The following is a 24,672-nucleotide window of genomic DNA, read 5'->3' on the forward strand; positions in this document are numbered from 1 at the left end:
ATCGAGGTCCCCGCCCGGAGTTAGTTCTTGTCACGTGGGTCGTCGCCGCCGCTTTCCAGTCGCGTCGACCGTCGCCGCCGCTTTCTCGTCCCGCCGACCGTCGCCGCCGGAGTCACCGACCACCGACAGTTCCTTGCCGGACGGTCGTGATCGACTCCCATGGACACGCTCGTCACCGACACGCTGCTCGTCACCATGGACCCGGACGTACCGGGCGCGACGGGCGACCTCGGGATCGTCGACGACGGCGCGGTGGGCTGGACGGACGGGGAGATCACCTACGTCGGTCCCGCCGACGGCGTCGAGACCGGAGACGCGGAGCGGACCGTCGACGGAGGCGGTCGTCTCACGCTTCCGGGACTCGTGAACGCCCACGTCCACGGCCACCACACCGTGTTGCGGGGGGCCGCCCAGGACGTCCCGGAGATCGAGTGGATGACCCGCTCGCTGGGGCCGATATCCGCGCACGCGACGCCCGATGACGGGGTCGTCGGCGCGGAGCTCACCGCGATCGAGGCGCTCGCGTCCGGCACGACGACCATCGGCGAGTACGCTCACGACGTCGGCAAACTCGTCAGGGAGGTGTACCGCCCGCTGGGGCTCCGGGTCGTCGCCACCGAGACGATAAACGAGGTGCCGGAGGACCGCTCGGACGTCGGCCCCGACGAACCCTATCCGTTCGATCGCGACGGGGGTGAGGCCGGACTCGCGCGCGCGGACGACCTCGTCGCCGAGTTCGACGACGACCCGCTCGTCGAGCCGGCGTACGGCCCGCAGGCGCTGGACATGGTCTCTCTGGACCTGCTCGAGACGATCACCGAGCGGGCTCGCGAGGAGGACCGAACCGTCCACATGCACGTGGCGCAGGGCGACCGGGAGCGGAGGCAGATCGCCGCCCGGTACGGCGAGGGCGAGACCACCGTCGGTGTCCTCGACCGGGAGGGGTTGCTGGGCGACCACCTGCTCGCGGCCCACCTCCACGGGGCGACCCCGGCGGAGCGCGCCTCGCTCGCCGACGCCGGCGTCCGGATGGTGGGTTGCCCCTCGTCGATCACCGCGATCGACGGGATCGTCCCGCCGGTGGTCGAGTACCTCGAACACGGGGGCTCCGTGGGGATCGGCACCGACCAGGCACCCGGCCCCGGCGGACACGACGCGCTCCGCGAGGCGCGCACGACGGCGATGCTGGCGAAGGCCGATCGAACCGACCCGACCGCGCTCGACGCGAGCGCCGTCCTCGAGTTGATGACGGTCGGCGGCGCTCGCGCCCTCGGGATCGACGACCGCGTCGGCTCGCTCTCGCCCGGGAAACGCGCCGACGTGGTCGTCTGCGACCTGGAACGCCCGGGGATCGCGCCGACCGTCACGAGCCCGTTCCACACCGCGATCCCCAACCTCGTGTACGGCGGCGGCAGCGACGCCGTCAAGGACGTGTTCGTCGACGGGGTCCAGCTCGTCTCCGCGGGCGGGATCGTCGGCGTCGACGTCGACGCGGTCGTCGCGGAGGCGGCCGAACGGGCCGAGCGTGTCTTCTCCGACGCGGAGGCGGACTGGCGTGCGGCGGGGTCGGCGCTCGTCGACGCCGTCGACGAGGGGCGGCTGTAAGCCGGGAACGGCTCCGAGTCAACGTCGCCTGTCCCACACCGGCCGGTCGTCGACCCGCGCGCCGCCGACTCCGGATCCGCCGCTACCGTCCGCCGCCTCGAACAGCTCGCGGACCGCCGGCAGGAACGCCTCGGCGTCGACGCGGTAGAGCGTCTCGTCGACGGCACGGAGGCGGTAGTTCGGCCTCCCGACTCCCATCGGCACCTTGATCGACTCGACGAGCCCGCGCTCCTCGAGGTCGCGCCGCGCCGCGGAGAACGTCTGTTTCGGCGCGATCCCGACGGCGTCGGCCCACTCGCGCACGTCCGAGAAGAGGTGGTCGTGGCGGGCCGCCAACGCGACGAGCAACGTACGGTCGTCGATTCCCGCGGAGCGGTCGAGCGCCGACGGGTCGGCCCCGAGCGTCGAGAGGACGACGGCCAGGTCGTCCGCGAACCGGTCGTCGAGGGCCTCGCGGGCCGCCGTCAGCAGGCGAGTCCGCGACGGCATCCCGATCGACGCCGGCTCGGCCGTCTCGAAGCGCGTCTCGACGGCCTCCGCGGCGGCGGCCGCGCGGTCCGGGTCGGCGTCGGCTAGCAGCGTCCGGTCGCCCGCGGGCCCGACGACGGCGTCGACGCGGCCGGGGCTCGCGAACAGCGTCCGGTCCGGTCGCGGACCGGTCCCGGTACGCAGCGCGAGCGTACCGCGCGCGCAGGCCTCGGCCGCGGCGCTCCCGAGCACGAACGTGCGACCGAGGTCGTCGACGACTCCCGGCGGGCACGCCGCCCGCCAGCGACCGCCCTCCTCCCCACCCTCTCCCCCGTCCTCGCGACGAGCCGAGAGCAGCGCGGAGAGGAACTCGACGTCGACGCCGACGGCGACCACGTCGTCCCGCCCGGCGAGCGCGGTCTCGACGTCGTCGACGATCGACATACCCCTCCTGACCGTCGCGGCGGAAAGAAGGTTGCCCCGGCGTCGGAGGGACGCGAGGAGTGCCCGGTCAGGGCGCTCTGGCGATCACGAGGTAGCCGGTGTGGCCGACGCCGCGGGTGGAGGGCCGGGAGCCGCGGTCGGAGAAGTCCATCTCGCGCTGGATCGTCTCCAGCGTCTCGATCTCCGCGAGTCCGGCCTCCCGCGCGGCCGTCACCGCCTCACGGGTTCCCTCGACGAACGGCGAGTAGACGGCGACGAACCCGCCGGAGACGAGGACATCCGGGGCGCGGGCGACGACCGCCGGCGCGTCGCCGGTGTCGAGAGTGAGCACGTCGAAGGGGGCCGGAGGTTCGGCGGGCTCGGCCGCCTCGTCGTCGTCCCCGTCGTCGCTCCCGTCGACGAGGGCGTCGATCTCCTCGGCGAGGTCGCCGGTTCGGACCTCGACGCGCTCGGTGACGCCGGCGACGCGCATGTTCTCGCGCGCGACGTCCGCGAACTCCGGGTCGATCTCGTAGGTGGTCACGTCCGCGCCGACCCGGCCGAGATGGGCCGCGAGGATCCCGGTCCCCGTGCCGGCGTCGAGGACGCGGTCGCCCGCGGAGACGCCGGTCAGCCCCATCACGAGCCCCACGTCGCGCGGCATCATCGGCGCGCCGGTGCGCTCGAGGTGGTCGAACAGGTCGGGACCGCGGAGTTCGCGCACCTCGAAGGCGGTTCCGAGGTGGCTCTCGACGGTGTCGCCGGCGGCGACGTCCTCGGGGACTTCCAACACGCCGAGGTCGGTGCCGAACTCCTCGCCGGGCTCGAGGAGGTACTCGCGGTCCTCGTGAACCAGGAGGTATGCGGCGTCGGTCACTCGAGTTCGGCGATCGCGGCGGCGAGGTCGCCGTCGTGCGCCTCGAGCGACTCGCGGGCGAGCGACTCGGGGACGCCCGCGCGCTCCGCGACGAGCGCCACGTCGTCGTCGGGGATCCCGCCGGCGGAGCCGGCCCCCTCGTCGGCGTCCGCGGCGTCGTCACCGGCCTCGATCGCGCTCGCGCCGCCCGCCCCCGCGTCGTCGACCTCGTCGGGGTCGCCGACGATCTGGTAGGTCTGTTGGCCCTGCGCGTCCATGCGCGTGACCTGCGGGCTCTCGAAGACGAGGTCGCCGTCGGCCGTCTCGACGACGACCCGCTCGGCGTCGAGCTCCTCGACGTCGATCCCCATCTGTTTCATCATCTGTTTCATCTTCCGCGGGTTCATGCCGCCTCCTCCGAACATGTCACGGAGTTCGGTCGGGCGGTACAAAAAGGGTGACGAAGGGCCCCGAGGTCGGATCTCGGGTCCCGAGACCCCCCGACGGGCTGCCTCCTCACGGGGTTTGATACGGACCGAGTTCCACGAGCGGATATGTATCTCGCGGACCACACCTGGCCGGAACTCGGCGACCGACTCGAGGACTCCTCGACCGCCATCGTGCCGCTCGGCTCGACCGAACAGCACGGACCGCACCTCCCGCTCGCGACCGACCACCTCATCGCCGAAGGGCTCGCGACCGCGGCCGCCGAGGAGACGGGACTTCCCCGAACGCCGACCGTCGACATCGGGGTCAGCCCGCACCACCGTCAGTTCCCCGGTACGCTCTGGGTCGACCCGCCGGAGTTCCGCGACTACGTCGAGAGCTTCACGCGGAACCTCGCGTACCACGGGATCGACCGCGTCGTCTACGTCAACGCCCACGGCGGCAACGTCGACCACCTCCGCGAGGTCGGTCGCCGGCTCCACGAGGACGGGACGATGTACGCGGTCGAGTGGATGTGGGACGAGTCGATCCCCGAGCTCGTCGACGACCTGTTCGCTCAGAACGGGCCCCACGCCGGACCCAAGGAGACCGCGATGATCACCCACCTCGCGCCCGACCTCGTCCGTCCCGAGGAGTTCGAGGCCGCCCGCGACGGCGGGCTCCCCGACCTCGAGGACTCCGACACAATGGTCCACGGCGCGCGCACGTTCTACGACGCGGTCGACAACTCCGCGAACGGCGCGTTCGGCGACCCCACCGACGTCACGCCGGAGAAGGCGGAACGACTCTTCGAGGCGGCCGCGGACCAGCTGGTCCAGCTGCTGGAGTGGCTCGAGGCCCGCGAGTTCGAGGCGCTGATGCCGGAGCCGCGGGTGGAGTGACGAAGCGTCGAACCCCGTCGAACGCGCAGCGGGTGACGCCGGGACGGTCAGGCCGATCGGTACGGACGGGGGCGTGAGTGGTCCTGCGGTGGCGTCGCCGGCGCTCGGCGCCTCTGGCAGCCGGCGGCGTTGCCGCCGGCGACGAGGCCGGGGAGCCGTGAGGTGCGGTCGGCCGCGTTCCCGCGTAGCGAAGCGAGTGAGACCGTCTTTCGGAGGTCCTCGCATGGGAATTTGGCGGTGTCCACCGCGCCAGCAACCGTCCCGTCTCGATCGGGACCTACCGAACCGGCCGCCCCTCACGCCGGTTCGCGTCCAGTCGCCGGAACGACCGGCTCGCGAGCCACACGGAGAACGCGGCGATCCCGAGCGTCGCGGCCGCCAATCCGATCCCCGGCTCGTACAGGAGCGGCGGGTAGTAGCCGACCCAGTAGTCGACGACGACGTTGGCGACGCCGAGCGCGCCCGAAAGCGTCAGCGCACCGCGGGTCGTCCGCCCGAACGCCGGGAACAGCAGCGCGAGGCCGACGAAACACAGGTGCGTCCCCAACACGCCCCAGTAGTAGATCCAGGCGTCGGGAGCGGTGACGTACGACTCGAACGCCAGGTTCAACGAGACGAGCGGCCACAGCCCGAACTGGACGAGCCAGACGAACGAGACGGTGTGGAGGTACGCGAGCGCCCGGTTCGTCGGCGTCTCGGTCACCGGGTCGCCGGAGCCGACGGTCGGCAGAAGCGTCGCGAGCGAGAGCGCGCCGAGCGCGACCGCCACCGCGGAGTCGGCGTAAAGCGGCCACAGGACCGTCGGAACCCCCGTGAGGGTGTCGGCGTAGTAGTCGACGCCGATGAGGAACATGAACGCCGTCAGCCCGAACACGGCGGCGAGGCTCCGAGCGTCCCCGAGCAGCTCCCCGGCGATCGCGTCGCGTACCCGTCGACGAACCCCCCGATCACGGAGCCGACGGAGGCGGGTCACGTCCCCGAGTGAGCGGTGACGTGGCTAAAACCTCACGCTCCCGACACCGGGGTTATCAATCGCGGATATTTGCCAGACACCTTTTTCAACGGTCGAGGAGTGTATCGCTCCATGAACGGAGGGGACGCCGAGCGCTCGCCCGCCGCCGACGGGGACGGCGACGGATACCGGAGAGCGCCGCCGGCGTCCCGCGGTCCCGTCAGCGTCGGTCGATACACGTGGCGGAGGTTCCTCACGGAACGCGGCTACGACGACGCCGCCGCGGAGCTCTACGAGTGGATCCCCTCGGCCCCGTCGGTGCCGGCGAGCGCGGTCACGGGACGGTTCGACGAGTTCGAGGGCGTCGTCCGGGCGGTCGGCGTCGACGAGCCCTTCCTGTCGGACGGAAGCACGGCCGTGGACGGTCACGGAACCCCGCCGGAGCGGACGCTCGTCGTCGGCGACCGCGACGTCGTCGTCGACGGTCGCGCCGTCTTCGACGACCGTCCCCGCGAGGCTGCCGTCTTCGATCATCGATCCGGCGAGGCCGACGAGTCCGCCGATGCCGACGGCGATTCCGCCGATGACGACGACGATTCCGCCGATGACGACGCGAAGGCCCGAGACCGGTTCCCCGCACTCGGCGGGGCGGCGGTGGATCCGACGGGCGTCCCCGGGTCGGTCGTCGTCGCCGGCGCGGACGTCGAGCCGGTTCCGGCCGGCCCGCCGACGGACCTCGACTGGGAGCGGATCCCGCTCGACCCCGTCGAGTTCCTCGGGTTTCACCCGACTGAGACGCCGGAGCGGATCGAGTCGGCTGCCGCGATCGGAGAGGTGTTGTGGGACCGGTGTCACGCCCGGTACGACCAGTACGAGGTGCCGGTGCTCAAGGGGTACTACACGTGGGACGACTACGCGGACGAGTACTTCTACGACGAGGAGGGGAACCCCCCGACCGACGAGGAGGGCGAGCCGCTGGCGTTCACCCACGAGGACAGGGTCGACGCGCTGGGGTTCGATCCGGACCGGATCGGCGAGGCGCTCTCCGCCGGCGGGGACGCGGCCGCGGAGCTTTCCGAACTCGTCGACGAGCGGACCGTCGACGTGGACCCCGAGATCGACGAGGACGCGTTCTTCTCGACGGCCGACGGGTCGACCACCCTCGTGAACCGCTACGACCTCGAGAAGGCGGTCCCGATGCCGAAGAAGACCCACTTCCGCGAGGAGGAGCGCTACTGGGTGAACGAGCCGTACGCGTTCGTGATCGTGTTCCGCTCGACGAAGGAGAACGAGCGCAAGTACTACGCGGTCCAGCCGTACCTGACGCGGATCGAGACGGACCTGATCGAGTTCCTCACGGGGAAGCTCCGGACGTCGATCAAGTACGCCGACGAGTCGATCGCGGGCGGCGACGAGGCGTTTCGCGAGGGCGTCATCGCCGAGGAGACCCGAACCCTGCTGGACCGGTACGGCCTCTACGAGGAGACCTCGGGGTCGAACGAGTTCGTGACCGACCTCCTCGATCGGGTCGACCTCGATCGGTTCGAGGCCGGTCTCGGCCGGTTCGAGGCCGGTCTCGATCGGTTCGGGATCGATCCGACCGAGGGGATCCCGGGACGGCTCGCCGAGGCGATCGGGTACCGTCGGACGGACGCCCGGAGCGACGGTGACGCCGAGGACGCCGAGGACGGCCCCGTGCGGATCAGCGCACGCCCGGAGCCGGCGGTGCTCGAGGAGGACGCACGGACCCTCTCGGCGTATCAGGTGGAGAAGCTCCTGTACTACCTCAAACGCGACTTCATCGGGTACGAGCGGATCGACCCCATCAAACACGACATCAACGTCGAGGACATCTCCTGTGACGGGTACGACTCGCCGGTCTTCGTCTACCACGCCGACTACGAGCAGATCATCACCAACGTCTACCACGGGACCGACGAGCTCGACGACTTCGTGGTGAAGCTCGCCCAGCGCTCGGGCAAGGGGATCTCGAAGCGTCGCCCGCAGGTGGACGCGACCCTTCCGGACGGCTCGCGGGCCCAGCTCACGCTCGGCAGGGAGGTCTCCGACCACGGGACCAACTACACGATCCGACAGTTCAACGACATCCCCTTCACGCCGATCGACCTGATCAACTGGAAGACGTTCTCGCTCGACCAGATGGCGTTCCTCTGGCTGTGTATCGAGAACAACAAGAACCTGATCTTCGCGGGCGGGACCGCCTCCGGGAAGACGACGAGCCTGAACGCGGTCTCGCTTTTCATCCCCTCGAACGCCAAGATCGTCTCGATCGAGGACACCCGGGAGGTCGAGCTCCCCCAGCGCAACTGGATCGCCTCCGTCACCCGACCCTCCTTCTCGGACGACGACAAGGGCGACGTCGACGAGTTCGACCTGCTCGAGGCCGCGCTCCGGCAACGCCCCGACTACATCGTGATGGGCGAGATCCGCGGCGAGGAGGGCCGGACCGCCTTCCAGGTGATGTCGACGGGCCACACCACCTACACCACGTTCCACGCCGACTCCGTCGGCGAGGTGCTCAAGCGCTTCACCACCGACCCGATCAACGTCTCGAAGACGATGTTCACCGCCCTCGACCTGGTGTCGATCCAGACCTCGACCCGGGTCCAAGGGAGGAAGGTACGCCGGAACAAGTCGCTCACCGAGATCAACCACTACGACGCCGAGAACGACGAGATCAACGTCCAGGACGTCTTCCAGTGGCAGGCCGAGACCGACGAGTTCCTCCGGATGGGCGACTCGAACGTCCTCGAGGAGATCATGTTCGACCGGGGGTGGAGCCGGGCGACCCTCGACGAGGAGATCCGCAAGCGCCGGATCGTCTTAGCCTACCTCATCGACCGCGGGCTCAACAGCTACGCGCAGGTGGCCGCGACGTTCCAGGCGTTCATCAACGACCCCGAGACGGTCCTCGCGCTGATGGCCAACGACGAGTTGGAGCGGTCACTGGAGGACCTCCGGGAGATGGAGTCGGTCCTGATCGACGTCGACCGGGACAAAGAGGAGATGGTCCCGCGGCCGGATCCCGACGAGGCGGGTCGCGAGGAGGCGGCCGCGATCCTCGCGGACGCCGAGGACGTGTTCGACACCTACCGCGGCACGGTCCCGGAATCGGTCGCCGACGCGCTGCTCGCGGTCGAGCCCGCCAGCGGCGTCGAGGCCCGCCCCGCCGCCGAGCGCGAGACCCTCGCCGAGATCGCGGCTGACGCCGCCGAGTTCGAGGCGGAGGCGGCCGGACCGCCCGACGGGAGCGACGACCTCACGGCGGATCGGGGAGACGCGGACGGGGACGCCGACGGCGAGATCGATTTCGGTCGACCGTTCGACGACGGGATCGACGTGATCGGTCCGGTGGCGGAGGACGACGCCGAGACGAAGGATCTGATCGGGGGCGTCGAGCCGAACGGGACGCCCGCGGAGACGATCGACCGCGAGTGGGCGGACGGAGATGAGGAAATGGACCGGGAAGGCGAGGGCGAGGACTTGGAAGGGGACGACTGGGAAGGCGAAGACGAGGACTTGGAAGGGGAAGACCGGGAAGACGAGGACTTGGAAGGCGAGGACGAGGACCGGGAAGGAGAAGAGGAAGACCAAGAAGGAGAAGACGAGGACGCGAGCGACGGCGAGGACGTCGACGACGGGTGGGGATTCGAGGCCGTCGAGCCGGCCAAGGAGGGGGAATGACGCTATGATTCCCGACCGGAGGGGGCGATGAGTCTCGACGCGGGGGTCGGCGGCGACTCGGTCGACGGGGACCTCCTCGGACAGCTGTTCTACCCCGTGTTCGGGCTGCTCTTCGATCCCGACGGCGACCTGATCGGCGACGTCGAGCGTAAGCTCGCGGAGGCGCGGATGCCCGACACCGTCGAGATGTACGTCTCCCGGGCGCTCGGCGTCGGAGTACTGGTCGGGCTCGCCTTCGCCGTCGTCGGGACGCTCCTGGGGTACGGCGTGTTCGCGCTCGGGCTGATCTCGCCGGAGTCGCTCTCGCTCGGGATCCCGGTACCGAATCCGGGAACCCGGCAGTTGCTGCGGTCGCTCGTGGTTCCGCTCGCGGTCCTCACGAGCGGGGTCGTCTTCGGCTCGATCGGGTTCGCGACGGGGTTCGGCGGGCTCCTCGCGGTCCCGTACTCGCGCTCGTCGAGCCGGGAGCGGGAGATCAACATGCTTCTCGCCGACTCCGTCTCGTTCATGTACGCGCTCTCCGTCGGCGGGCTCAACCAGCTCGAGATCCTCCGGGCGATGGCGACCGCCGAGGACACCTACGGGGAGGTCTCGAGGGAGTTCCAGAACATCATCAACGAAACCGAGTACTTCGGGACCGACTACCGGAACGCGATCCGGACGCAGTCGATGGAGACGCCCTCCGAGGAGCTCTCGCAGTTCCTCGCGGACATGCTCTCCATCGTCAACTCCGGCGGGGAGATGGAGCCGTTCCTGAAGGACAAAAAGGAGAAACACCTGCGGACGTCCAAACAGGAGCGCGAGATGACCCTCGAGACGCTGGAGCTGTTCGGGGAGATGTACATGACGCTCTCGCTTTTCCCGCTGCTTCTCATCATCATCCTCGTGATCATGGGGATGATGGGCGAGGCCGACGACCGGCTGCTGTACGCGACGGTGTACGTCCTCATCCCGCTGACCGGGATCGGCTTCCTCGTGTTGGTCTCGACCGTGAAACAGGACGAACCGGGCGACGGCTTCCTCCGGCCGGACGGCGGCAGCGATCGGCTCCGGCAGACGAGCCGCGAGGGACTGCTCCACTTCGGGCTGATCGAGGCGTTCATCGGTCGCGCGAGCGTCTTCGACCGGATCCGTGACCGCGAGGGGACCTACAAGACGAAGCGGATCCTCGCCGCCCCGCACCACTTCCTGCGGGACAACCCGTTGTACACCCTCGCGATGACGGTCCCGGCCGCGCTGGTACTCGTCGGGGTCGGCGTCGTTTCGGGGTCCGCGCCGACGACCGTCGACGGCTGGATCGACCGCCCCGTCTGGTCGGCGTTCATCTGGGTGTACGTCCCGGCGTACCTGACGCTGATCCCGCTCACGGCGTTCTACGAGTGGGACCAGCGCGCCAAGCGCTCGGTCACGGGGAAGCTCTCGGAGAACCTCCGGAAGCTCTCGTCGGCCAACGACACGGGCCAGACGCTTCTGGAGTCGATCCGGACCGTCGCGGACACCTCCTCGGGAACCCTCTCGGAGGAGTTCGAGGTGATACACGCGAAGGTGAACTACGGGATGAGCCTGCGGGACGCGCTCGTCGAGTTCAACAACAAGTACGCGGTCCCGCGGCTCGCCCGGACGGTGAAGCTGATCTCCGAGGCACAGGAGGCGTCCTCGCAGATCACGGACGTGTTGACCACCGCGGCGCAGGCCTCCGAGAACCAGGACGACATCGAGCGCGATCGCCGGTCGCGGACCCGGATGCAGGTGGCGATCATCGTCATGACCTACGTCACGCTGCTCGGCGTGATGGCGATCCTCCAGACGCAGTTCATCGACGTGATGGGCGGGCTGGCCTCGCAGGCGGACGGGGGGTCGAGCGGGGCGGCCGCCGGCGGGGGCTTCGGCGGCGGCGGGGTCGACCCCGACGTGCTCTCGATGTTGTTCTTTCACGCGGTGACTATCCAGGCCGTGCTCTCGGGCTTCATCGCCGGGTACATCCGGAACGCCGAGCTCCTCTCCGGAGTGAAGTTCGCCGTCACCCTGATGACGCTCGCGCTGGGGGTGTGGATCTATGTCGGGTGAGCGGTCCTCGGAGTCCGTCGACGCGGAAGGGACCCGCACGGACTGTCGGGACCACCGGGACCGCCGGGGACGTCGAGGCCGCCGAGGCCGCCGAGACCGCCGGGGACAGACCCAGATCGACTTCGCCGTCGGCGCGGGCGTCTTCCTGCTCGCGCTCGCGTTCGTGGTCGGCTTCGTTCCGACGCTCTTCGAGCCGTTCGCCGTCGCCGAGACCGCGTCGCCCCTCGTGTCCGACCGGATCGCCGCCGGCACGGTCGACCTGCTCGGTGCCTCTCCGAACCCCTCCGGCGGCGCCGCGGTCCACGCGCCGACCGAACCGGGCGTCCTCTCGCCCGCGTGTACGGTCGCGTTCTTCGCGGCGAACGGGACGCTCGCCGACGACGCCGAGTGTCCGTTCGACGCCGACACCGACCCCGCCGAACTGTTCGGCGTCGACGACGACGTCGAGGTCGTGATCCACGAGCTCGACGAGCGCTCCCCGGCCGAGAACCCCGCGGTCGTCGACGTCGAAACCCGACACGGGACGATCGAGGACGTCCCGTTGAACCGAACGAGTACCGACCCGAGCGCCACCGTCGACGACGTCACCGTCTCCGGCCGCGTCGTCTCGCTTCGAGGGGTCCAGTACCGCCTGACGGTGCGGGTGTGGTGACGATGCCTCCTCGCCTCTCCCGCGGTCCGGCCGACGCCGACGACCGCGGACAGGCGCACACGCTGGAGGCGTTCGTGGCGGCGATCCTGCTCGTGGCCGGGCTCACGTTCGCGCTTCAGGCGACGGCGGTGACGCCGCTGTCGGCGAGCACGTCGAACCAGCACATCGAGAACCAGCAGCGCGCGGCCGCGACCGGTCTCCTCGAGACGAGCGCCACCAACGGCGACCTCCGCGAGGCCGTCCTCGACTGGCACCCCGGCAACGCGACCGTCTCGCCGGGCTTCGATCCGAGCACCGAGGAGCGCGACCACTACGCGCGGGGCGGCCCGCCGAACGCCTTCGGCGACGCGCTCGACCGGACCTTCCTCGACCGACGGATCGCGTTCAACGTCTACGTCCAGTACCACGTCGACCCGACGACGTACGACGAGACGCCGGTGAAACGACAGCGCATGGTGTACATGGGAACGCCGAGCGACAACGCGGTCTCCGCGAGCCGGACGGTCGCGGTGTCGAACGACACCGCGCTCACGGCCGAGGGGTTCGAGGACCGATCCCTCGAGGCGGTGGCCGCCGACCCGAACGAGACGTTCTACGCGCCCCCGGTCGACGGCGGCCCGACGTACAACGTGCTGGAGGTGTACATCGTCACATGGCGGATGTGAGCATCGACGCGCCGGACGGGGACCGGCTTCGCGAGGCCGACCGCGGCCAGCTGCTGGTGGTGACGGGGCTCGTGATGGCGGTCTCGCTCGTGGCGCTCGTCGTCCTGTTGAACGCCACGATCTACAGCGAGAACGTCGCTACTCGGGGGATCGAGGCGGACGACGGCGAGGCGGCGGCGTTCAGAGCGAGCGCGGTCGAGGGCGTCGGCGAACTGGTGGACGCGACCAACCGGGCCGGGCCGCCGCCAAACGCGACCGTGAACGACACCGTTCTAACCGGAGTCGAAGATCTCGACCGACGGATAGCACGGAGCTACGCGGAGCGCGGCGGCGTGACACGGATCGAGACTGACGCCTCGGGGCTCACCCGAGGGACGTACCTCGACACCGACGGCAACGCCACGTCGCTCGCGAACGCCACGAACGCGACGGCGTACGGGTTCTCGGGGGAGATAGAGCGAACGCGAGGGTTCGTTCTCGACCTCGACGCGGACGCGCTCGCGACGACGACCGCGGGCAACGCGACGAGCGAGGCGTTCCACGTCGCGTTCGACGGCTCCGCGCTCTCGGAGAGCAGCGAGGTGTACGTCTACCGGAACGGCGGCGGCGAGGTCGTCGTCGCGAACGGGACCGGCGGTACCGCCCCGACGCCCCGCTGTTCGGTCGCCGTCGATCCGGGGGATCGGGTGAGCCTCGATCTCACCGCCGAGCGTCTCGAGGAGACCGCCTGCGTCGGCGTCTGGCCGACGGAGCTGATCGCGCCGACGGACTCGTACGCCGTCGACTTCGGGAACGCCGACGCGGCCGACGGGACCGCGATCGCGACCGTTCGACCGGCGGGGACGGGGGCCGCTCCCGATCACGCGGACGTCTCTCCCGCCGTCTACGACGCCACGGTCGAACTCCGCTACCGGACGACCGAGCTCCGGTTCGGAACCACGGTCCGGGTCGCTCCGGGTGAGCCGCGTGCGTGACCCGAACCGGTCGGTCGGATCGGTCCGCGCCGACTCCCGCGCGGTGAGCACGACGGTCGGCTACGTGCTGACGCTCGCGATCGGCGCCGCGCTGCTCTCGGGCGTCGTCATCGGCGTCGGCGGCGTCCTCGACTCGCAGACGGACCGAGCGGTGCGCGGGGACCTGAGCGTCGTCGGACAGGAACTGGCCGCGAACCTCGAGAGCGCGGATCGGATCGCCCGGCTCGCGGAGGCGGGGCGGACCGATCCGGACGTCGATCCCGCCGACGGGACCGCGGTCGCCACGGTCGACGTCGACCTCCCGACGCGCGTGGCGGGGGTCCCGTACAGCGTCGAGATCACGAGCGGTTCGGACCCGGCGGTGGTCGTCGCGACGACCCGTCCCGAGGCGAGCGTTCGGGTTCCCTATCGGTCGCTCACCCCGATCGAGGAGACGACGCTCCGCGGCGGCCCGGTCCGGATCACGTACGTCGCCGACGGGACCGACCCGAGCGCCGGGACCCTGGAGGTGACGGAGCGATGAACCCGGCGGTGACGGAGCGATGAGTCACGGCCGCCGCGACGGGACGGGCGGATCCGGGGGGTGGCCGTTCGCCCCCGACGACCGGGCCGTGAGCGACGTGGTCGGGTACGTGCTGGTGTTCGCGCTCGTCACGGCGACGATCGCGTCGGTGTTCGCCGTCGGCATGACCGGCTTGGAGGACAGGCGGAACGCCGAGCGCGTCGAGAACGTCGAGCGGGCGTTCGACGTGTTCGACGACAACCTCCGGGACGTCCAGCGATACGGGGACCCGAGCCGCGCGACCGAGATCCGGCTCAGCGGCGGGGAGCTGTCGCTGTCGTCGACGACGAACGTCACCGTCGAACAGGTGGACTCGAGCGGGGCGCGGATCGGCAACCACACCACCCGGACGGTCCACGCCGTGACGTACACTCGCGGGGAGACGACGATCGGCTACGACGCCGGTGCGAGGTTCCGGACCGACGGGGACTCGACGCTGTTCCGCTCGACTCCGCGGTTCGTCTCGACGGCGGGCGAGACGAACCGGACGGTCCTTCCGGTGGTCCGAACCCGCCCCGGGGACGGCCCGTCGGCGGCCGACGGCGAGGGAACGGTTCAGATCACCGCCACCGCGAGCGACGTGAAACGGTTCGAGTTCCCGGAGGAGGGCCTCGATCCGCACGCGATCCGGATCCGGATCGAATCGCCGCGAGCAGACGCGTGGGAGCGATACCTCGACGAGACCGAGGGGTTCACGGTCGATTCCACGGAGACGTCCGGCGACGTGGTGGTCGCGGACATCGACCGCGACGAGGCCGTCTACGTGCGGGTGATCGTGGTCGACGTCTCCTACCGCCGGTGACCGATTCCACGGGTCGGTCGCCTCCCGTCCGACGGCTCGTCCGACGGCTCAGTCGAACCGGACCTCGATCTCGTTCCGACTCACGTGGAGGTACGTGATCGGGTTCTGTCCCGGACCGCCGGTGATCGTCAACTCCAGATCGGTCAGGTCGGCGTCGTACTCCATCTCGGAGCTCCCGCCGAGGTCGAGCCGCTCGAACACGAACGCGCCTCTGAGCCTCGGGTTCCCGTTCGCCTCCACGTCGGCGTTCGGCGCGTAGACGATCGCGTCGATCTCGGCGTTCCCGATCCCGTTGGTGTTCTCCGCGATCCCGCCGTTCACGTAGAACTGGGTCCGCTGAGCATCGACGGATGACTTATTCGTGGTCCCTATCGTCGGGTTGTTGAGATCGACGCTTCCGTTGACGTAGTACTTGACCACGTTGTTCGTCTCGTCAGTTATCTGTAGATCGTTACCCCCGATGTCGAAGTCCCCGTCGATCGCGATCGTCACGTTTCCGCCGGTGGTGTCGAACTCGACGTCGTCGCTCAACGAGACGTCGCCGCCGGCGTGGTAGATCCCCGCGGTACACGTCCCGCCGCCGAAGCAGTCGCTGACGTTCCGCCCGTTCGTCGACGCGTTCTCGATCCGCTCGTCGATGACCGCCGACGGCGACGGGTGTGAGGCCCCGATCTCGTACTCGTCCTCGTGAAGCGGGATGTCCGTGTTCGTGTCCTCGCTCCCGAGCGAGAGCGGCTTGTCCAGCGAGACCTCTCCCGGGACGACGAGGCGAGCCGTCGCCGTCCGGTTCGCGTCGTCTTTCGTCACCTCGCCCTCCGCGCGCTGGCTGAAGAAGTCGTACCAGCCCTCGTAGTAGTCGCTTCGGACCTCCACGACGACCGTCCCGTTCTCGAGCGGGTTCGAGACGTTCGGGAAGACCGCCTCGCCCGCGGTCCGTCGACGGACGACGCCGGTCCCGCGAGCCGAGACGGTCTCCTCGCCGGTCAGTTGAACGATCGGGAACGTGAGCGTGGCGTCGCGATAGTGATACTCCGGCGGCGACACCATCCGCCCGCGGGTGCCGTCGCTCGACCAGACGCCGCCGCCCTGGACCGCGACCTCCCGACCGTCGCCGGCGTACACCAGCGCCCCGAGCGGATACGATTCGTTCGTCACGTTCCCGTCCGGTCGCTCGATCCGGACCTCGACGCGGCCGGCGTCCTCCTCGAGCCGGAGGTCGCCGCCGTCGACCGAGCCCAGATCGAACCGCTTGGCGTCCGTCTCGCCGAGCGCGACGAGGCTCGACTGCGACGTGAACTGCGACATCCCGTTCTCGACGCCGGCCGTCTGCGCCTCGTCGGTGACGGTCGCGAGCGCGGCGCTCCCGGTCGCCACCGTGACCGTCACGGCGGCGATCGTGATCCCCAAAAGCAGCACGGTCCCGAGCACCTCGCTCTGGGCGCGCTCGCTGCGGTACATGCCGGACCTCGGCGCTCGAGACGGTTAAACGCCCCCCGTCGGATATCGAGTCTGATAGCGACCCGTTCTCGGCCCCGATCGGGGCCCGCGCCGGGACGCACCACTTAACATCGATGACGAGCCACGTTCCGATATGACGGCTCCCCGGCCCGGCGACGAGAAGCGACGGTTCAGGCGAGCGGCCGGGGTGAACGTCCTCGGCAACGCCGCGAAGATCGTCGCCGAGGGGGCCGCGGGGCTCGCGTTCGGCAGCGTGGCGCTTCTGGCCGACGCGGCACACTCCGTCGCCGACCTCGTCGCAAGCGGCGTCGTGTTCGTCTGGGGCGGGTCCCGCTACGACGCCGCCGACGCGGAGCACCCGCACGGCCACCAGCGGATCGAGCCGCTCACCGCGCTGTTCGTCGGCGCGGTGATCGTCCTCCTCGGACTCAATCTGCTGTGGAGTTCGATCGAGGGTATCCGGTTCGGCACCGACGTGCGGTTCAGCCGGCTGCTGCTCGCCGCGCTGGCGTTCGCGCTGATCGACATGTACGTCCTCTACTGGTACACGATGCGGGTGAACGCTGACCTGGGATCGACCGCGCTCTCGGCGCTCGCGGTCGACTGCCTCAACGACATCTATACCACCGTCGCCGCGGTGGTCGGCGTCCTCGGCGTGTTCGCCGACCTCCCGATCCTCGACCCGATCGCGGGCGCGGTCGTGAGCGTGCTCGTCGTGTACCAGGGCGTCGAGATCGGCCGCGAGAACGTGACGTACCTGGTCGGGGCGGCCCCGCCGGCGGGCGACCGCGACCGGATCACCGAGTCGCTCCGAGGTCATCCCGAAGTCGTCGGCGTCCACGACCTCCGCGTGTTCTACGACGGGACCGACCTGGAGGTCGAAGTACACGTGGAGGTCGACGGCGAGATGGCGCTCCGACGGGCTCACGACATCGAGACGGAGCTCGTCACGCGGCTCCGCGGGCTGGAGGACGTCGGCGACGTCCACGTCCACCTCGATCCCTCCGGCGTCGGCGAGTGGAAGGACGCGGACGACGAGGGGAAAAGCGGGAGGGGCGGCGACGGGAGCCGGTGACCGTTTACGGGGCAGGCCGTTCTACGGGAACAGCCCGCGGTACTCGTGGGCGCTCGCGGTGCGCTCGAGCGCGAGGGTGTAGGCGGCGGTCCGGAGGTCCGGGACCGCGCCCTCGTCGTAGCGCTCGATGGTCTCGTCGAAGGCGGAGCCGATGCGGCGCTCCAACTCGACGTTGACCGTCTCGAGCGGCCAGGAGAACTCCTGGGAGTTCTGGACCCACTCGAGGTACGAGACGATGATCCCCCCGGCGTTCGCGAGGATGTCCGGCACGACGGGAACGTCGCGCTCGGTGAGGACCTCGTCGGCCGCCACCGTCGTCGGGCCGTTGGCCGCCTCGACGACCGCGCTCGCACGGACGTCGTCGACGTTGTCGGCGGTGATCACGCCCTCGACGGCCGCCGGAATGAGCACGTCGACGTCGAGCGACAACAGCTCCGCGTTCGAGACGAGTTCGGCGGCGTCCTCGGGCGCGCCGTCGGGCCCCGTCGCGCGGACGTCGCCCTCGACGTACTCCTCGATCATGCCGCCCGCCTCCACGTGTGCGCCCAGCGCGGCCACGTCGAGCCCACCGGGGTCGTACGCGGCACCGGTCACGTCGGAGGTGGCGACGATCCGCGCGCCGGCCTCGTCGAGCAGACGGGCCGCGTTCGATCCGACGTTCCCGAAGCCCTGGATGGCGATGCTCGCGTCGGTGAGGTCCCGCTCTAAGTACTCGAAGAGCTTCTCGGTGATGAGGGAGACGCCCCGACCGGTCGCCTCGACGCGACCCGGCGTCCCGCCGATCTCGAGCGGCTTGCCGGTGACGACCTTGGGGACCGTGTACCCCTCGTACATCGAGTAGGTGTCCATCATCCACGCCATCGTCTGCGGGTTGGTGTTCATGTCCGGCGCGGGCACGTCGATGTCCGGGCCGATCATTCGTCGAATGCCCTCGGTGTACCGTCGAGTGAGCCGCTCGAGGTCGCGCTCGGTGAGGTCCTTCGGTTCACAGATGACGCCGCCCTTCGCGCCGCCGTACGGGAGGTCGACGAGCGCCGCCTTCCAGGTCATCCACCCCGCGAGCGCCTCCACCTCGCGCTGGGAGACGGTCGGGTGGTACCGGACGCCGCCCTTGAACGGCCCGCGCGCGCCGTCGAACTGGCACCGGAATCCCTCGAAGACCTCCACCTCGCCCGACTCCAACTCGACGGGAAGCGTGACCTTCAGCGTCCGTTCGGGGTGTTTGAGCCGCTCGAAGACGCCGTGATCGACGTCCGCGTACTCCTCGGCGCGGTCCATCTGTGCGAGCATGTTCTCGAACGGATCGTCGGCCATCATCGTGGAGTCCTCCATGATCGATTATATTCTTTTCGCAAATATTGCGAGGGCGTGTAAATAACACGCATGGAGTGGGGTCCGCCTCCTCGGCCCCCAGTTCCGCCGGGTCTTATAAGCGCCCGTCGACAACGGTGCCCCATGAGCCCTCGACACGCGACGGAGGCCGGTCGATGACGACGAAGCGACTCCATCCCCGCGTGCGGATCGTCTGGATCCTCCGTGCCGTCCTCGCCGCCGCGATACTCACCGCCCCGGTCGTCGGCGGGTTCTACTTCGGGTACCTCCCCGAGTGGGCACCGGTCGTCGCCGGCGCGACCTTCCTCGCGCTCGGGGTCACCCACGCCCTCCTCCGGTACCGGCGCTGGAGCTACGAGATCCGCGAGGACGCGCTCTATCTCGACCGCGGCGTCGTCACGCAGGTCCGGACGACCGTTCCGCTCGTGCGCATCCAGCACGTCGACTCGCGGCGCGGCCCCGTCGAACGGAGCGTCGGGCTGGCGTCGTGCGTGGTGTACACCGCCGGCTCTCGCGGGGCCGACGTCCGCATCCCCGGGCTGACGCCCGACGGGGCGAGCGACCTCCGCGAGGAGTTGAAGCGACTGGCGATCCGCGCCGACGGGGAGGACGCGGTGTGAAACTCGCGCCCCAGTCGGTCCCGTACCGCGCGCTCCAGAAGGTCGCCGGGATCGTCGTCGTCCTCTTCTTCGTCGTGAACGACAGCGGGTGGGGCTTCCCGGCGGCCGCCGGCGCGACGGGCGCGGTCCTCCTCGTCGCCGCCGCGTACGAGATCGCGTACTACCGCCGGTTCGAGTACGAACTCACCGAGGACACCCTCGACATCCGGTCGGGCGTGATCTCCCGTCGCGAGCGTGAGATCCCCTATCGACGGATACAGAACGTCGACGTGAGCCGGAGCGTGATCCAGCGCGCGATCGGGGTCGCCGCCGTCGACTTGGAGACCGCAGGCGGGTCGAGCACCGAGGGATCGATCCGGTTCGTGACGCCCGAGGAGGCCACGCGGCTCCAGCGAGAGGTTCAACGACGGAAATCGGCCGGGTCGACGACGGACGCCGGCGACGCGCCCGGCGAGGACACCGGACCCGCCGAGGAGGACCTGTTCGCCATCTCGCCGCGCGAGCTCGCGCTGGTCGGGGCGCTGTCGTTCGACGGCCGACTCATCGGGTTGCTCGCGTTCGCGGGATCGGGGTCCGTTCCCGTGTTGTCGGGGTACCTCCCGGCCGCCTCCGCGCTGGCGCTCAGCGCGGCCGCGGTCGTCGCCGCCGGCGCGCTGTTCCTCGTCTCGTGGGCGATCGGCGCGGCGGTGTCGTTCTCGAACTACTACGGCTTCCGGCTCTCCCGCGCCGGCGACGAGCTCCGGTACGAGCGCGGGCTGTTCCGGCGGTACAGCGGGTCGATCCCGACCGAGAAGGTCCAGACGCTGACGGTCTCCGATAACCCCGCGAAGCGCGCGCTCGGATACGCGACCCTCTCGATCGAGACCGCCGGCTATGCGCCCGGACAGGGCGGCGAGTACGGCAGCGAGGCGGCGATCCCCATCGCGAGGTCCGGTCGCGTGTACGAGTTGGCCCGCGAGATCGAGTCGTTCGGCGAGCCGTCGTTCCGCCGGCCGCCGCGGCGGATCCGCTGGCGGTACGCGTTCCGGTACGTTCTCCTCCTCGCCGTCCTCGTCGGCGTCGCCTTCGCGGTCGACTGGTACGTCGCAGCGGACCTTCCGTGGTTCGCCCCCGCCGCGCTGCTTCTCGCGGTGCCGGCGGCAGCGCACCTGAAGTGGAAACACCGCGGCTACTGGCTCGGCGAGGACCACCTCGTCACCCGAAACGGGTTCTGGAGCCGCAGCGTGCGGGTGGTCCCGTACTACCGGATCCAGAACGTGATCGACAGCCGGTCCGTCTTCCAGCGACGGTGGGGGGTGGCGACCGTGATCGCCGACACCGCGGGAACCAGTTCGCTCGTCGGCAGCGACGCCGCGGCGGTCGACTTCGACGTCGAGGAGGCCGCCGACCTCCAGGTCGAACTCGGCGAGCGGCTCCAGCGGTCCCTTCGCGACCGCCGGGAACGCGGGGCGTCCTTCGAGTGGATCGAGGGAGGCCGCGACGCGGACGTGGAGAACGACGATGTCACGGACCGCGACGGTGCGGGCCACACTGCTGACACGACTCCGGAAGACGGCGACGACGAGGCGGTCGAGGTCCCCGACGAGGGCGTCGTGCGCCCCGACTTCTCGACGACGGAGCGCGACTACTCCGAGCCGGCGGAGCGCGTCGACACCGGCGAGTACGCGGTCGACCGGTTCCCCTCCGACGCCGAGGTCGCCCACCGACCCGACGCGGAGGGGGACTCGGGCACGAACGATGCCGCCGAGGACGGCGACGACGATCCGGACGAGAGTGGAGACGTCGGTTCGGCCGAGAACGACGACGGCTCCGACGGCTCCGCCGGAGACGACGCGTCCGGCGGCTCGAAGGACTGATCGACGCCTTCGCGTTCGACGATCGAACGCCCCGATCTCTCCTCACCCGTCGGCGTCGACGTCGCCTGGTCAGCCGCGACGCGTCCCGCGAGGCTTTTTTATGGGTCGTACCGTAACTACGGACAACTGAATGAGCGGACGAGAACACGACACGGCCGATCCCGACCTCCAGTGGTGTCACGAGGCGGTTCAAGGCGTGTCCCGTACCTTCGCGTTGACCGTGGACGTGTTGGAGGAGCCGATGGCCTCACAGATCTGTCTCGGCTACCTCCTCTGTCGAGTCGCCGACACCGTCGAGGACGCCGGCCACATCCCGCCCGAGGAACAGACCGCCGTCCTCGAGACGTATCGAGAGGCGATCGATCCCGACGGCGACGCCGAGATCGCGGACTTCCGGACGGCCGTCGACGAGTGGCTCCCCGCGCCCGAGGAGCGCAACGAGGACTGGGAGGTCGTCGCCGAGTCCCCGACGATCGTCGCGACCTTCGAGGACTTGGATCCCGAAGCGCGCGAGGCGATCGTTCCGCCCGTCCTGGAGATGGTCGACGGGATGGCGATGTTCGTCGACCGCCACGCCGACGAGGGCGGCCTCCGGATCGACGACCGCGACGAGCTCGAACAGTACTGTTACTACGCCGCCGGGACCGTCGGGAACCTCATCACGAACCTCCTCACGCGCGGCGAGGTCGGCGAGGCGCGAGCGCGGCGGCTCCGCGAGACCGCCGAGGAGTTCGGGCTCCTCTTACAGCTCGTGAACGTCTCGAAGGACGTCTACGACGACTTCACCGAGGAGAACAACGTCTACCTCCCCGCGAAGTGGCTCGAGGACGAGGGCGTCGACCAGGACGCGGTGATCGACCCCGAGAACCGCGAGTCGTCCGCCCGCGTCGTCGACCGCACCGCCGAGTACGCGCGGTCGTTCCTCGACGACGCGCAGGCGTACCTCGAGACCATGCCGCTCTCGCACGGGAACACCATGGAGGCGTGGACCGTCCCGTACCTGCTCGCGGTCGGCACCCTCCGCGAACTCCGCTCCCGGCCGGAGGACGCGCTGACCGAGAGCGGCGTGAAGGTCTCCAGACAGGAGGTGTTCGCGGTGATGTCCGTCGCCGGCGAGGCCGGCCGCGACTCGCTCGCGGAGCTCAGGGAGACGATCGCGGACACGCCGTACCACCGGGCGGTCGAGCCCGCGGACTGAACCGGTCGATCGGTTCCCCCGTTTCCACTCAGATCCGACTTCTCGCCCGCGTCACCGCCGGCACCGAGACGCCGACCGTGTCCGCGAGCGCCTCCGCCGCGCTCAACAGCCACTCCGCGCGCTCGACGCGCGAGTCGAGGTCGCCGGGACCCAATCGGTACGCCTCCACCAACTCCTCGACGGTCGCGCCGCCGATCCACTCGTCGAGGACCCGCGCGGTCTTCACCGACTCCAGCCATCCCTCGAAGTCGTCGGGCTCGCTCATCCCGGTCGTCAGCTGTGCGGCCTTCGACCGGGCGAACCGGTACATCTCCGCGCGCTCGCGGTTCCCGAGGTACGTGTCCTGCATGTCCGGCGTGTCACAGATCACCTCGAAGACCGTGAGCGTCGTCGCGTTCGCCATCCCGGCCGCGGTCCGGAGCCCGGCGACGATCCGCGCGCCGGTCTCCGGGCGGACGTACTGTCTCGAAGTGGTCTCGCCGACCGGCGTGGCGACCAGTCGGTAGGTCTCCACGTCGCCCCGCCGCCGCACCATTCCCGCGTCGACGAGGTCGTCGACCGCGACGGCGACGGCGTCGGCCAGGCCTCCGGCACCCGTCTCCCGCGCGTAGAACGTGCCGTCGAGGACGTCGAGGATCTCCGCTTCCGTCTCCGCGAAGCCGCTCGCGACCGCCGAGAGCACGTGCGTCCGGAGCGAGGCGGGGTCCGCGAGCTTCGACTCGACCGCCTCGGGGTCGCCCTCGACGTATCGGTCCACCAGCTCCTCGCGGGTCGACGCCTCGCCGACGAGGATCGCCTCGCCGTACGGGTCGAGCCCCGGCCGGCCCGCTCGGCCACACATCTGGTGGACCTCGAGCGTCGGCAGCCACTCCATCGACGAGCCGGTGTACCGCTTCTGATCGCGAACGACCACGCGGCGCGCGGGGACGTTCACGCCCGCCGCGAGCGTCGGGGTGGCACAGATACACGCGACCGCCCGGTCGCGGAACGCCGCCTCGACGGCGGCGCGGTGACCGGCGCGGAGTCCCGCGTGGTGGAACGCGACGCCCGCCCGAAGGCAGTCCGCGAGGTCACGACCCGTCACCGTCTCGTCGATGTCGGCCACGTCGTCGGCGACCGTCGTCGCGGCCGACCCGATCCCCATCCGATCGGCGAGTCCCTCCCCGGCGAGCCGCTCGGCGAGCGCCGCGGCCTCCGTCCGCGATCGGACGAACGCCAGACACTGACCGCCCTCCGCGACCGCGTCGACGACGAGCGCCGCCGCCAGGTCCGTCGCGTCGGGGCCGTCCTCGGCGGCGTCTCTCCCATCAGCGCCGGACTCGGCGTCCGAATCACCCGCCTCGACGTGGCGCGTCGTGTCGTCGTCGAAGGCCACTTCACCGTCGACGCAGACGCCGGTGCGGAGGTCGACGGGCCGCCACTCCGACTCCACGAGGGTCGCGTCGAGCCAGTCGGCGATCTCCTCGGGGTTGTCGACGGTCGCCGAGAGCGCGACGATCTGGATCGACGGGTTCCGCCGACGAAGCGTCGCCAGCGTCACCTCGAGGGTCGGTCCGCGCCGCTCCGCGCCCAGTAGGTGGACCTCGTCGACCACGACGCACGCGAGGTCGTCGACCCACTCCGCGCCGTTGCGGATCGCGGAGTCGACCTTCTCGCTCGTGGCGACCACCACGTCGTGTCCCGCGAGCTCCTCGCCGGTCGCCTCGAAGTCGCCCGTCGAGATCGCCACGTCGACGCCGGGAAGGGCCGCGAACGCCTCGTACTTCTCACGGGCGAGCGCGCGGAGCGGGCAGACGTACAGCCCCGGTCCGTCGGCGGTCAGGAGGGCAGACTGGGCGATGAAGGTCTTCCCCGACGCGGTCGGGACCGCCGCGACGACGTTCGCGCCGTCACAGACGCCGGCCTCGACGGCGGCGACCTGCGGCGGGTACAGCTCGCGGATCCCCCGATCCGCGAAGTGGTCGACGAACCGCTCGGGAAGCGGCAGGGAACGAACGCGCATCCGACCGTGAGTTCGGCGCGACCGTATTTAAAAGGTGTCCGGCGGGCGGCGGTCGAGGGAGCGTTCGAACCG

The 24,672-nt window shown here is 70.2% G+C and carries 20 protein-coding genes; 13 read left to right on the top strand and 7 right to left on the bottom strand.

All coding sequences use genetic code 11. The features are described 5' to 3' along the window. The first annotated feature begins 159 nt into the window (after window positions 1–159). Window positions 160–1,605 (top strand): amidohydrolase family protein, encoded by a 1,446-nt coding sequence (locus tag F3H10_RS08825; RefSeq protein WP_149784406.1) that lies wholly within the window; start codon window positions 160–162, stop codon window positions 1,603–1,605. Between the two features lie 18 nt (window positions 1,606–1,623). Here the strand turns inward: F3H10_RS08825 and F3H10_RS08830 are convergent, their stop codons facing one another. The 3 genes from F3H10_RS08830 to F3H10_RS08840 all read right to left on the bottom strand — a co-directional run bounded on the left by F3H10_RS08830 (window position 1,624) and on the right by F3H10_RS08840 (window position 3,777). After that, the gene (locus F3H10_RS08830) at window positions 1,624–2,517 is read right to left on the bottom strand and encodes a transcriptional regulator TbsP domain-containing protein (RefSeq protein WP_149784407.1); all 894 of its coding nucleotides are present in this window, start codon (window positions 2,515–2,517) and stop codon (window positions 1,624–1,626) included. Window positions 2,518–2,584: 67 nt separating this feature from the next. Next, window positions 2,585–3,373, bottom strand: coding sequence for a methyltransferase domain-containing protein (locus tag F3H10_RS08835; RefSeq protein ID WP_149784408.1), 789 nt, complete (start codon window positions 3,371–3,373; stop codon window positions 2,585–2,587). Continuing rightward, complete coding sequence (locus F3H10_RS08840; protein ID WP_149784409.1) at window positions 3,370–3,777, bottom strand: nascent polypeptide-associated complex protein; 408 nt, start codon at window positions 3,775–3,777, stop codon at window positions 3,370–3,372. Before F3H10_RS08840 ends, F3H10_RS08835 begins: the two co-directional genes overlap by 4 nt. 129 nt (window positions 3,778–3,906) lie before the next feature. Here F3H10_RS08840 and F3H10_RS08845 point away from each other — a divergent pair, with 129 nt between their 5' ends. Further along, window positions 3,907–4,680, top strand: coding sequence for a creatininase family protein (locus F3H10_RS08845; RefSeq protein WP_149784410.1), 774 nt, complete (start codon window positions 3,907–3,909; stop codon window positions 4,678–4,680). A 277-nt stretch (window positions 4,681–4,957) separates the two neighbouring features. Here F3H10_RS08845 and F3H10_RS08850 read toward each other — a convergent pair whose 3' ends face one another. Then, window positions 4,958–5,653: a DUF1405 domain-containing protein gene (locus tag F3H10_RS08850; protein ID WP_223174277.1), complete on the bottom strand. Its 696-nt coding sequence runs from the start codon at window positions 5,651–5,653 to the stop codon at window positions 4,958–4,960. A gap of 111 nt (window positions 5,654–5,764) precedes the next feature. On the opposite strand from F3H10_RS08850, the gene F3H10_RS08855 reads away from it, so the two are divergent. From F3H10_RS08855 to F3H10_RS08885, 7 genes are read left to right on the top strand one after another with little or no spacing between them, the layout of a single operon-like run. Further along, window positions 5,765–9,337, top strand: coding sequence for a type II/IV secretion system ATPase subunit (locus F3H10_RS08855; RefSeq protein ID WP_149784411.1), 3,573 nt, complete (start codon window positions 5,765–5,767; stop codon window positions 9,335–9,337). Window positions 9,338–9,364: 27 nt separating this feature from the next. Then, window positions 9,365–11,404: a type II secretion system F family protein gene (locus F3H10_RS08860; RefSeq protein WP_149784412.1), complete on the top strand. Its 2,040-nt coding sequence runs from the start codon at window positions 9,365–9,367 to the stop codon at window positions 11,402–11,404. Then, on the top strand, window positions 11,394–12,056 hold the full coding sequence (locus F3H10_RS08865; protein WP_223174278.1) for a DUF7287 family protein: 663 nt from the start codon (window positions 11,394–11,396) through the stop codon (window positions 12,054–12,056). The genes F3H10_RS08860 and F3H10_RS08865 overlap by 11 nt, the downstream gene beginning before the upstream one ends. Before the next feature lie 2 nt (window positions 12,057–12,058). Next, window positions 12,059–12,721: a DUF7288 family protein gene (locus F3H10_RS08870; protein WP_149784413.1), complete on the top strand. Its 663-nt coding sequence runs from the start codon at window positions 12,059–12,061 to the stop codon at window positions 12,719–12,721. Further along, window positions 12,709–13,695, top strand: coding sequence for a DUF7261 family protein (locus F3H10_RS08875; RefSeq protein ID WP_149784414.1), 987 nt, complete (start codon window positions 12,709–12,711; stop codon window positions 13,693–13,695). Before F3H10_RS08870 ends, F3H10_RS08875 begins: the two co-directional genes overlap by 13 nt. Next, window positions 13,679–14,218, top strand: a complete 540-nt coding sequence (locus F3H10_RS08880; RefSeq protein ID WP_223174279.1) for a DUF7266 family protein — start codon at window positions 13,679–13,681, stop codon at window positions 14,216–14,218. Before F3H10_RS08875 ends, F3H10_RS08880 begins: the two co-directional genes overlap by 17 nt. A 19-nt stretch (window positions 14,219–14,237) precedes the next feature. Further along, window positions 14,238–15,059 carry a DUF7289 family protein gene (locus tag F3H10_RS08885; RefSeq protein WP_149784415.1) on the top strand — a complete coding sequence of 274 codons (822 nt, stop codon included), beginning with the start codon at window positions 14,238–14,240 and terminating at the stop codon, window positions 15,057–15,059. A 48-nt stretch (window positions 15,060–15,107) separates the two neighbouring features. Here F3H10_RS08885 and F3H10_RS08890 read toward each other — a convergent pair whose 3' ends face one another. Continuing rightward, window positions 15,108–16,517, bottom strand: coding sequence for a DUF7289 family protein (locus tag F3H10_RS08890; RefSeq protein WP_149784416.1), 1,410 nt, complete (start codon window positions 16,515–16,517; stop codon window positions 15,108–15,110). 133 nt (window positions 16,518–16,650) lie between these two features. On the opposite strand from F3H10_RS08890, the gene F3H10_RS08895 reads away from it, so the two are divergent. Beyond that, entirely contained in the window at window positions 16,651–17,592 is a 942-nt protein-coding gene (locus F3H10_RS08895; RefSeq protein ID WP_149784417.1) for a cation diffusion facilitator family transporter, read from the top strand. A gap of 21 nt (window positions 17,593–17,613) precedes the next feature. Here the strand turns inward: F3H10_RS08895 and F3H10_RS08900 are convergent, their stop codons facing one another. Then, window positions 17,614–18,906, bottom strand: a complete 1,293-nt coding sequence (locus F3H10_RS08900; protein ID WP_149784418.1) for a Glu/Leu/Phe/Val family dehydrogenase — start codon at window positions 18,904–18,906, stop codon at window positions 17,614–17,616. A 173-nt stretch (window positions 18,907–19,079) separates the two neighbouring features. On the opposite strand from F3H10_RS08900, the gene F3H10_RS08905 reads away from it, so the two are divergent. The 3 genes from F3H10_RS08905 (at window position 19,080) to F3H10_RS08915 (ending at window position 22,598) form a co-directional block, all read left to right on the top strand. Further along, window positions 19,080–19,544, top strand: a complete 465-nt coding sequence (locus tag F3H10_RS08905; RefSeq protein ID WP_149784419.1) for a PH domain-containing protein — start codon at window positions 19,080–19,082, stop codon at window positions 19,542–19,544. Beyond that, complete coding sequence (locus F3H10_RS08910) at window positions 19,541–21,400, top strand: PH domain-containing protein (RefSeq protein WP_149784420.1); 1,860 nt, start codon at window positions 19,541–19,543, stop codon at window positions 21,398–21,400. Before F3H10_RS08905 ends, F3H10_RS08910 begins: the two co-directional genes overlap by 4 nt. Before the next feature lie 130 nt (window positions 21,401–21,530). Further along, entirely contained in the window at window positions 21,531–22,598 is a 1,068-nt protein-coding gene (locus F3H10_RS08915) for a phytoene/squalene synthase family protein (RefSeq protein WP_149784421.1), read from the top strand. A 28-nt stretch (window positions 22,599–22,626) separates the two neighbouring features. Here F3H10_RS08915 and F3H10_RS08920 read toward each other — a convergent pair whose 3' ends face one another. Further along, window positions 22,627–24,600, bottom strand: a complete 1,974-nt coding sequence (locus F3H10_RS08920; RefSeq protein ID WP_149784422.1) for a DEAD/DEAH box helicase — start codon at window positions 24,598–24,600, stop codon at window positions 22,627–22,629. Window positions 24,601–24,672 lie beyond the last annotated feature (72 nt).

The organism is Halorubrum aquaticum, assembly GCF_900113615.1.
GTDB lineage: Archaea > Halobacteriota > Halobacteria > Halobacteriales > Haloferacaceae > Halorubrum > Halorubrum aquaticum.

Bases quoted from the DNA above. Each gene is read 5' to 3' on its own strand.
- F3H10_RS08825 (WP_149784406.1), top strand. From the start codon at position 160: ATGGACACGCTCGTCACCGACACGCTGCTCGTCACCATGGACCCGGAC.
- F3H10_RS08830 (WP_149784407.1), bottom strand. From the start codon at position 2,517: ATGTCGATCGTCGACGACGTCGAGACCGCGCTCGCCGGGCGGGACGAC.
- F3H10_RS08840 (WP_149784409.1), bottom strand. From the start codon at position 3,777: ATGTTCGGAGGAGGCGGCATGAACCCGCGGAAGATGAAACAGATGATG.
- F3H10_RS08845 (WP_149784410.1), top strand. From the start codon at position 3,907: ATGTATCTCGCGGACCACACCTGGCCGGAACTCGGCGACCGACTCGAG.
- F3H10_RS08855 (WP_149784411.1), top strand. From the start codon at position 5,765: ATGAACGGAGGGGACGCCGAGCGCTCGCCCGCCGCCGACGGGGACGGC.
- F3H10_RS08860 (WP_149784412.1), top strand. From the start codon at position 9,365: ATGAGTCTCGACGCGGGGGTCGGCGGCGACTCGGTCGACGGGGACCTC.
- F3H10_RS08865 (WP_223174278.1), top strand. From the start codon at position 11,394: ATGTCGGGTGAGCGGTCCTCGGAGTCCGTCGACGCGGAAGGGACCCGC.
- F3H10_RS08870 (WP_149784413.1), top strand. From the start codon at position 12,059: ATGCCTCCTCGCCTCTCCCGCGGTCCGGCCGACGCCGACGACCGCGGA.
- F3H10_RS08875 (WP_149784414.1), top strand. From the start codon at position 12,709: ATGGCGGATGTGAGCATCGACGCGCCGGACGGGGACCGGCTTCGCGAG.
- F3H10_RS08885 (WP_149784415.1), top strand. From the start codon at position 14,238: ATGAGTCACGGCCGCCGCGACGGGACGGGCGGATCCGGGGGGTGGCCG.
- F3H10_RS08890 (WP_149784416.1), bottom strand. From the start codon at position 16,517: ATGTACCGCAGCGAGCGCGCCCAGAGCGAGGTGCTCGGGACCGTGCTG.
- F3H10_RS08895 (WP_149784417.1), top strand. From the start codon at position 16,651: ATGACGGCTCCCCGGCCCGGCGACGAGAAGCGACGGTTCAGGCGAGCG.
- F3H10_RS08900 (WP_149784418.1), bottom strand. From the start codon at position 18,906: ATGGCCGACGATCCGTTCGAGAACATGCTCGCACAGATGGACCGCGCC.
- F3H10_RS08905 (WP_149784419.1), top strand. From the start codon at position 19,080: ATGACGACGAAGCGACTCCATCCCCGCGTGCGGATCGTCTGGATCCTC.
- F3H10_RS08915 (WP_149784421.1), top strand. From the start codon at position 21,531: ATGAGCGGACGAGAACACGACACGGCCGATCCCGACCTCCAGTGGTGT.
- F3H10_RS08920 (WP_149784422.1), bottom strand. From the start codon at position 24,600: ATGCGCGTTCGTTCCCTGCCGCTTCCCGAGCGGTTCGTCGACCACTTC.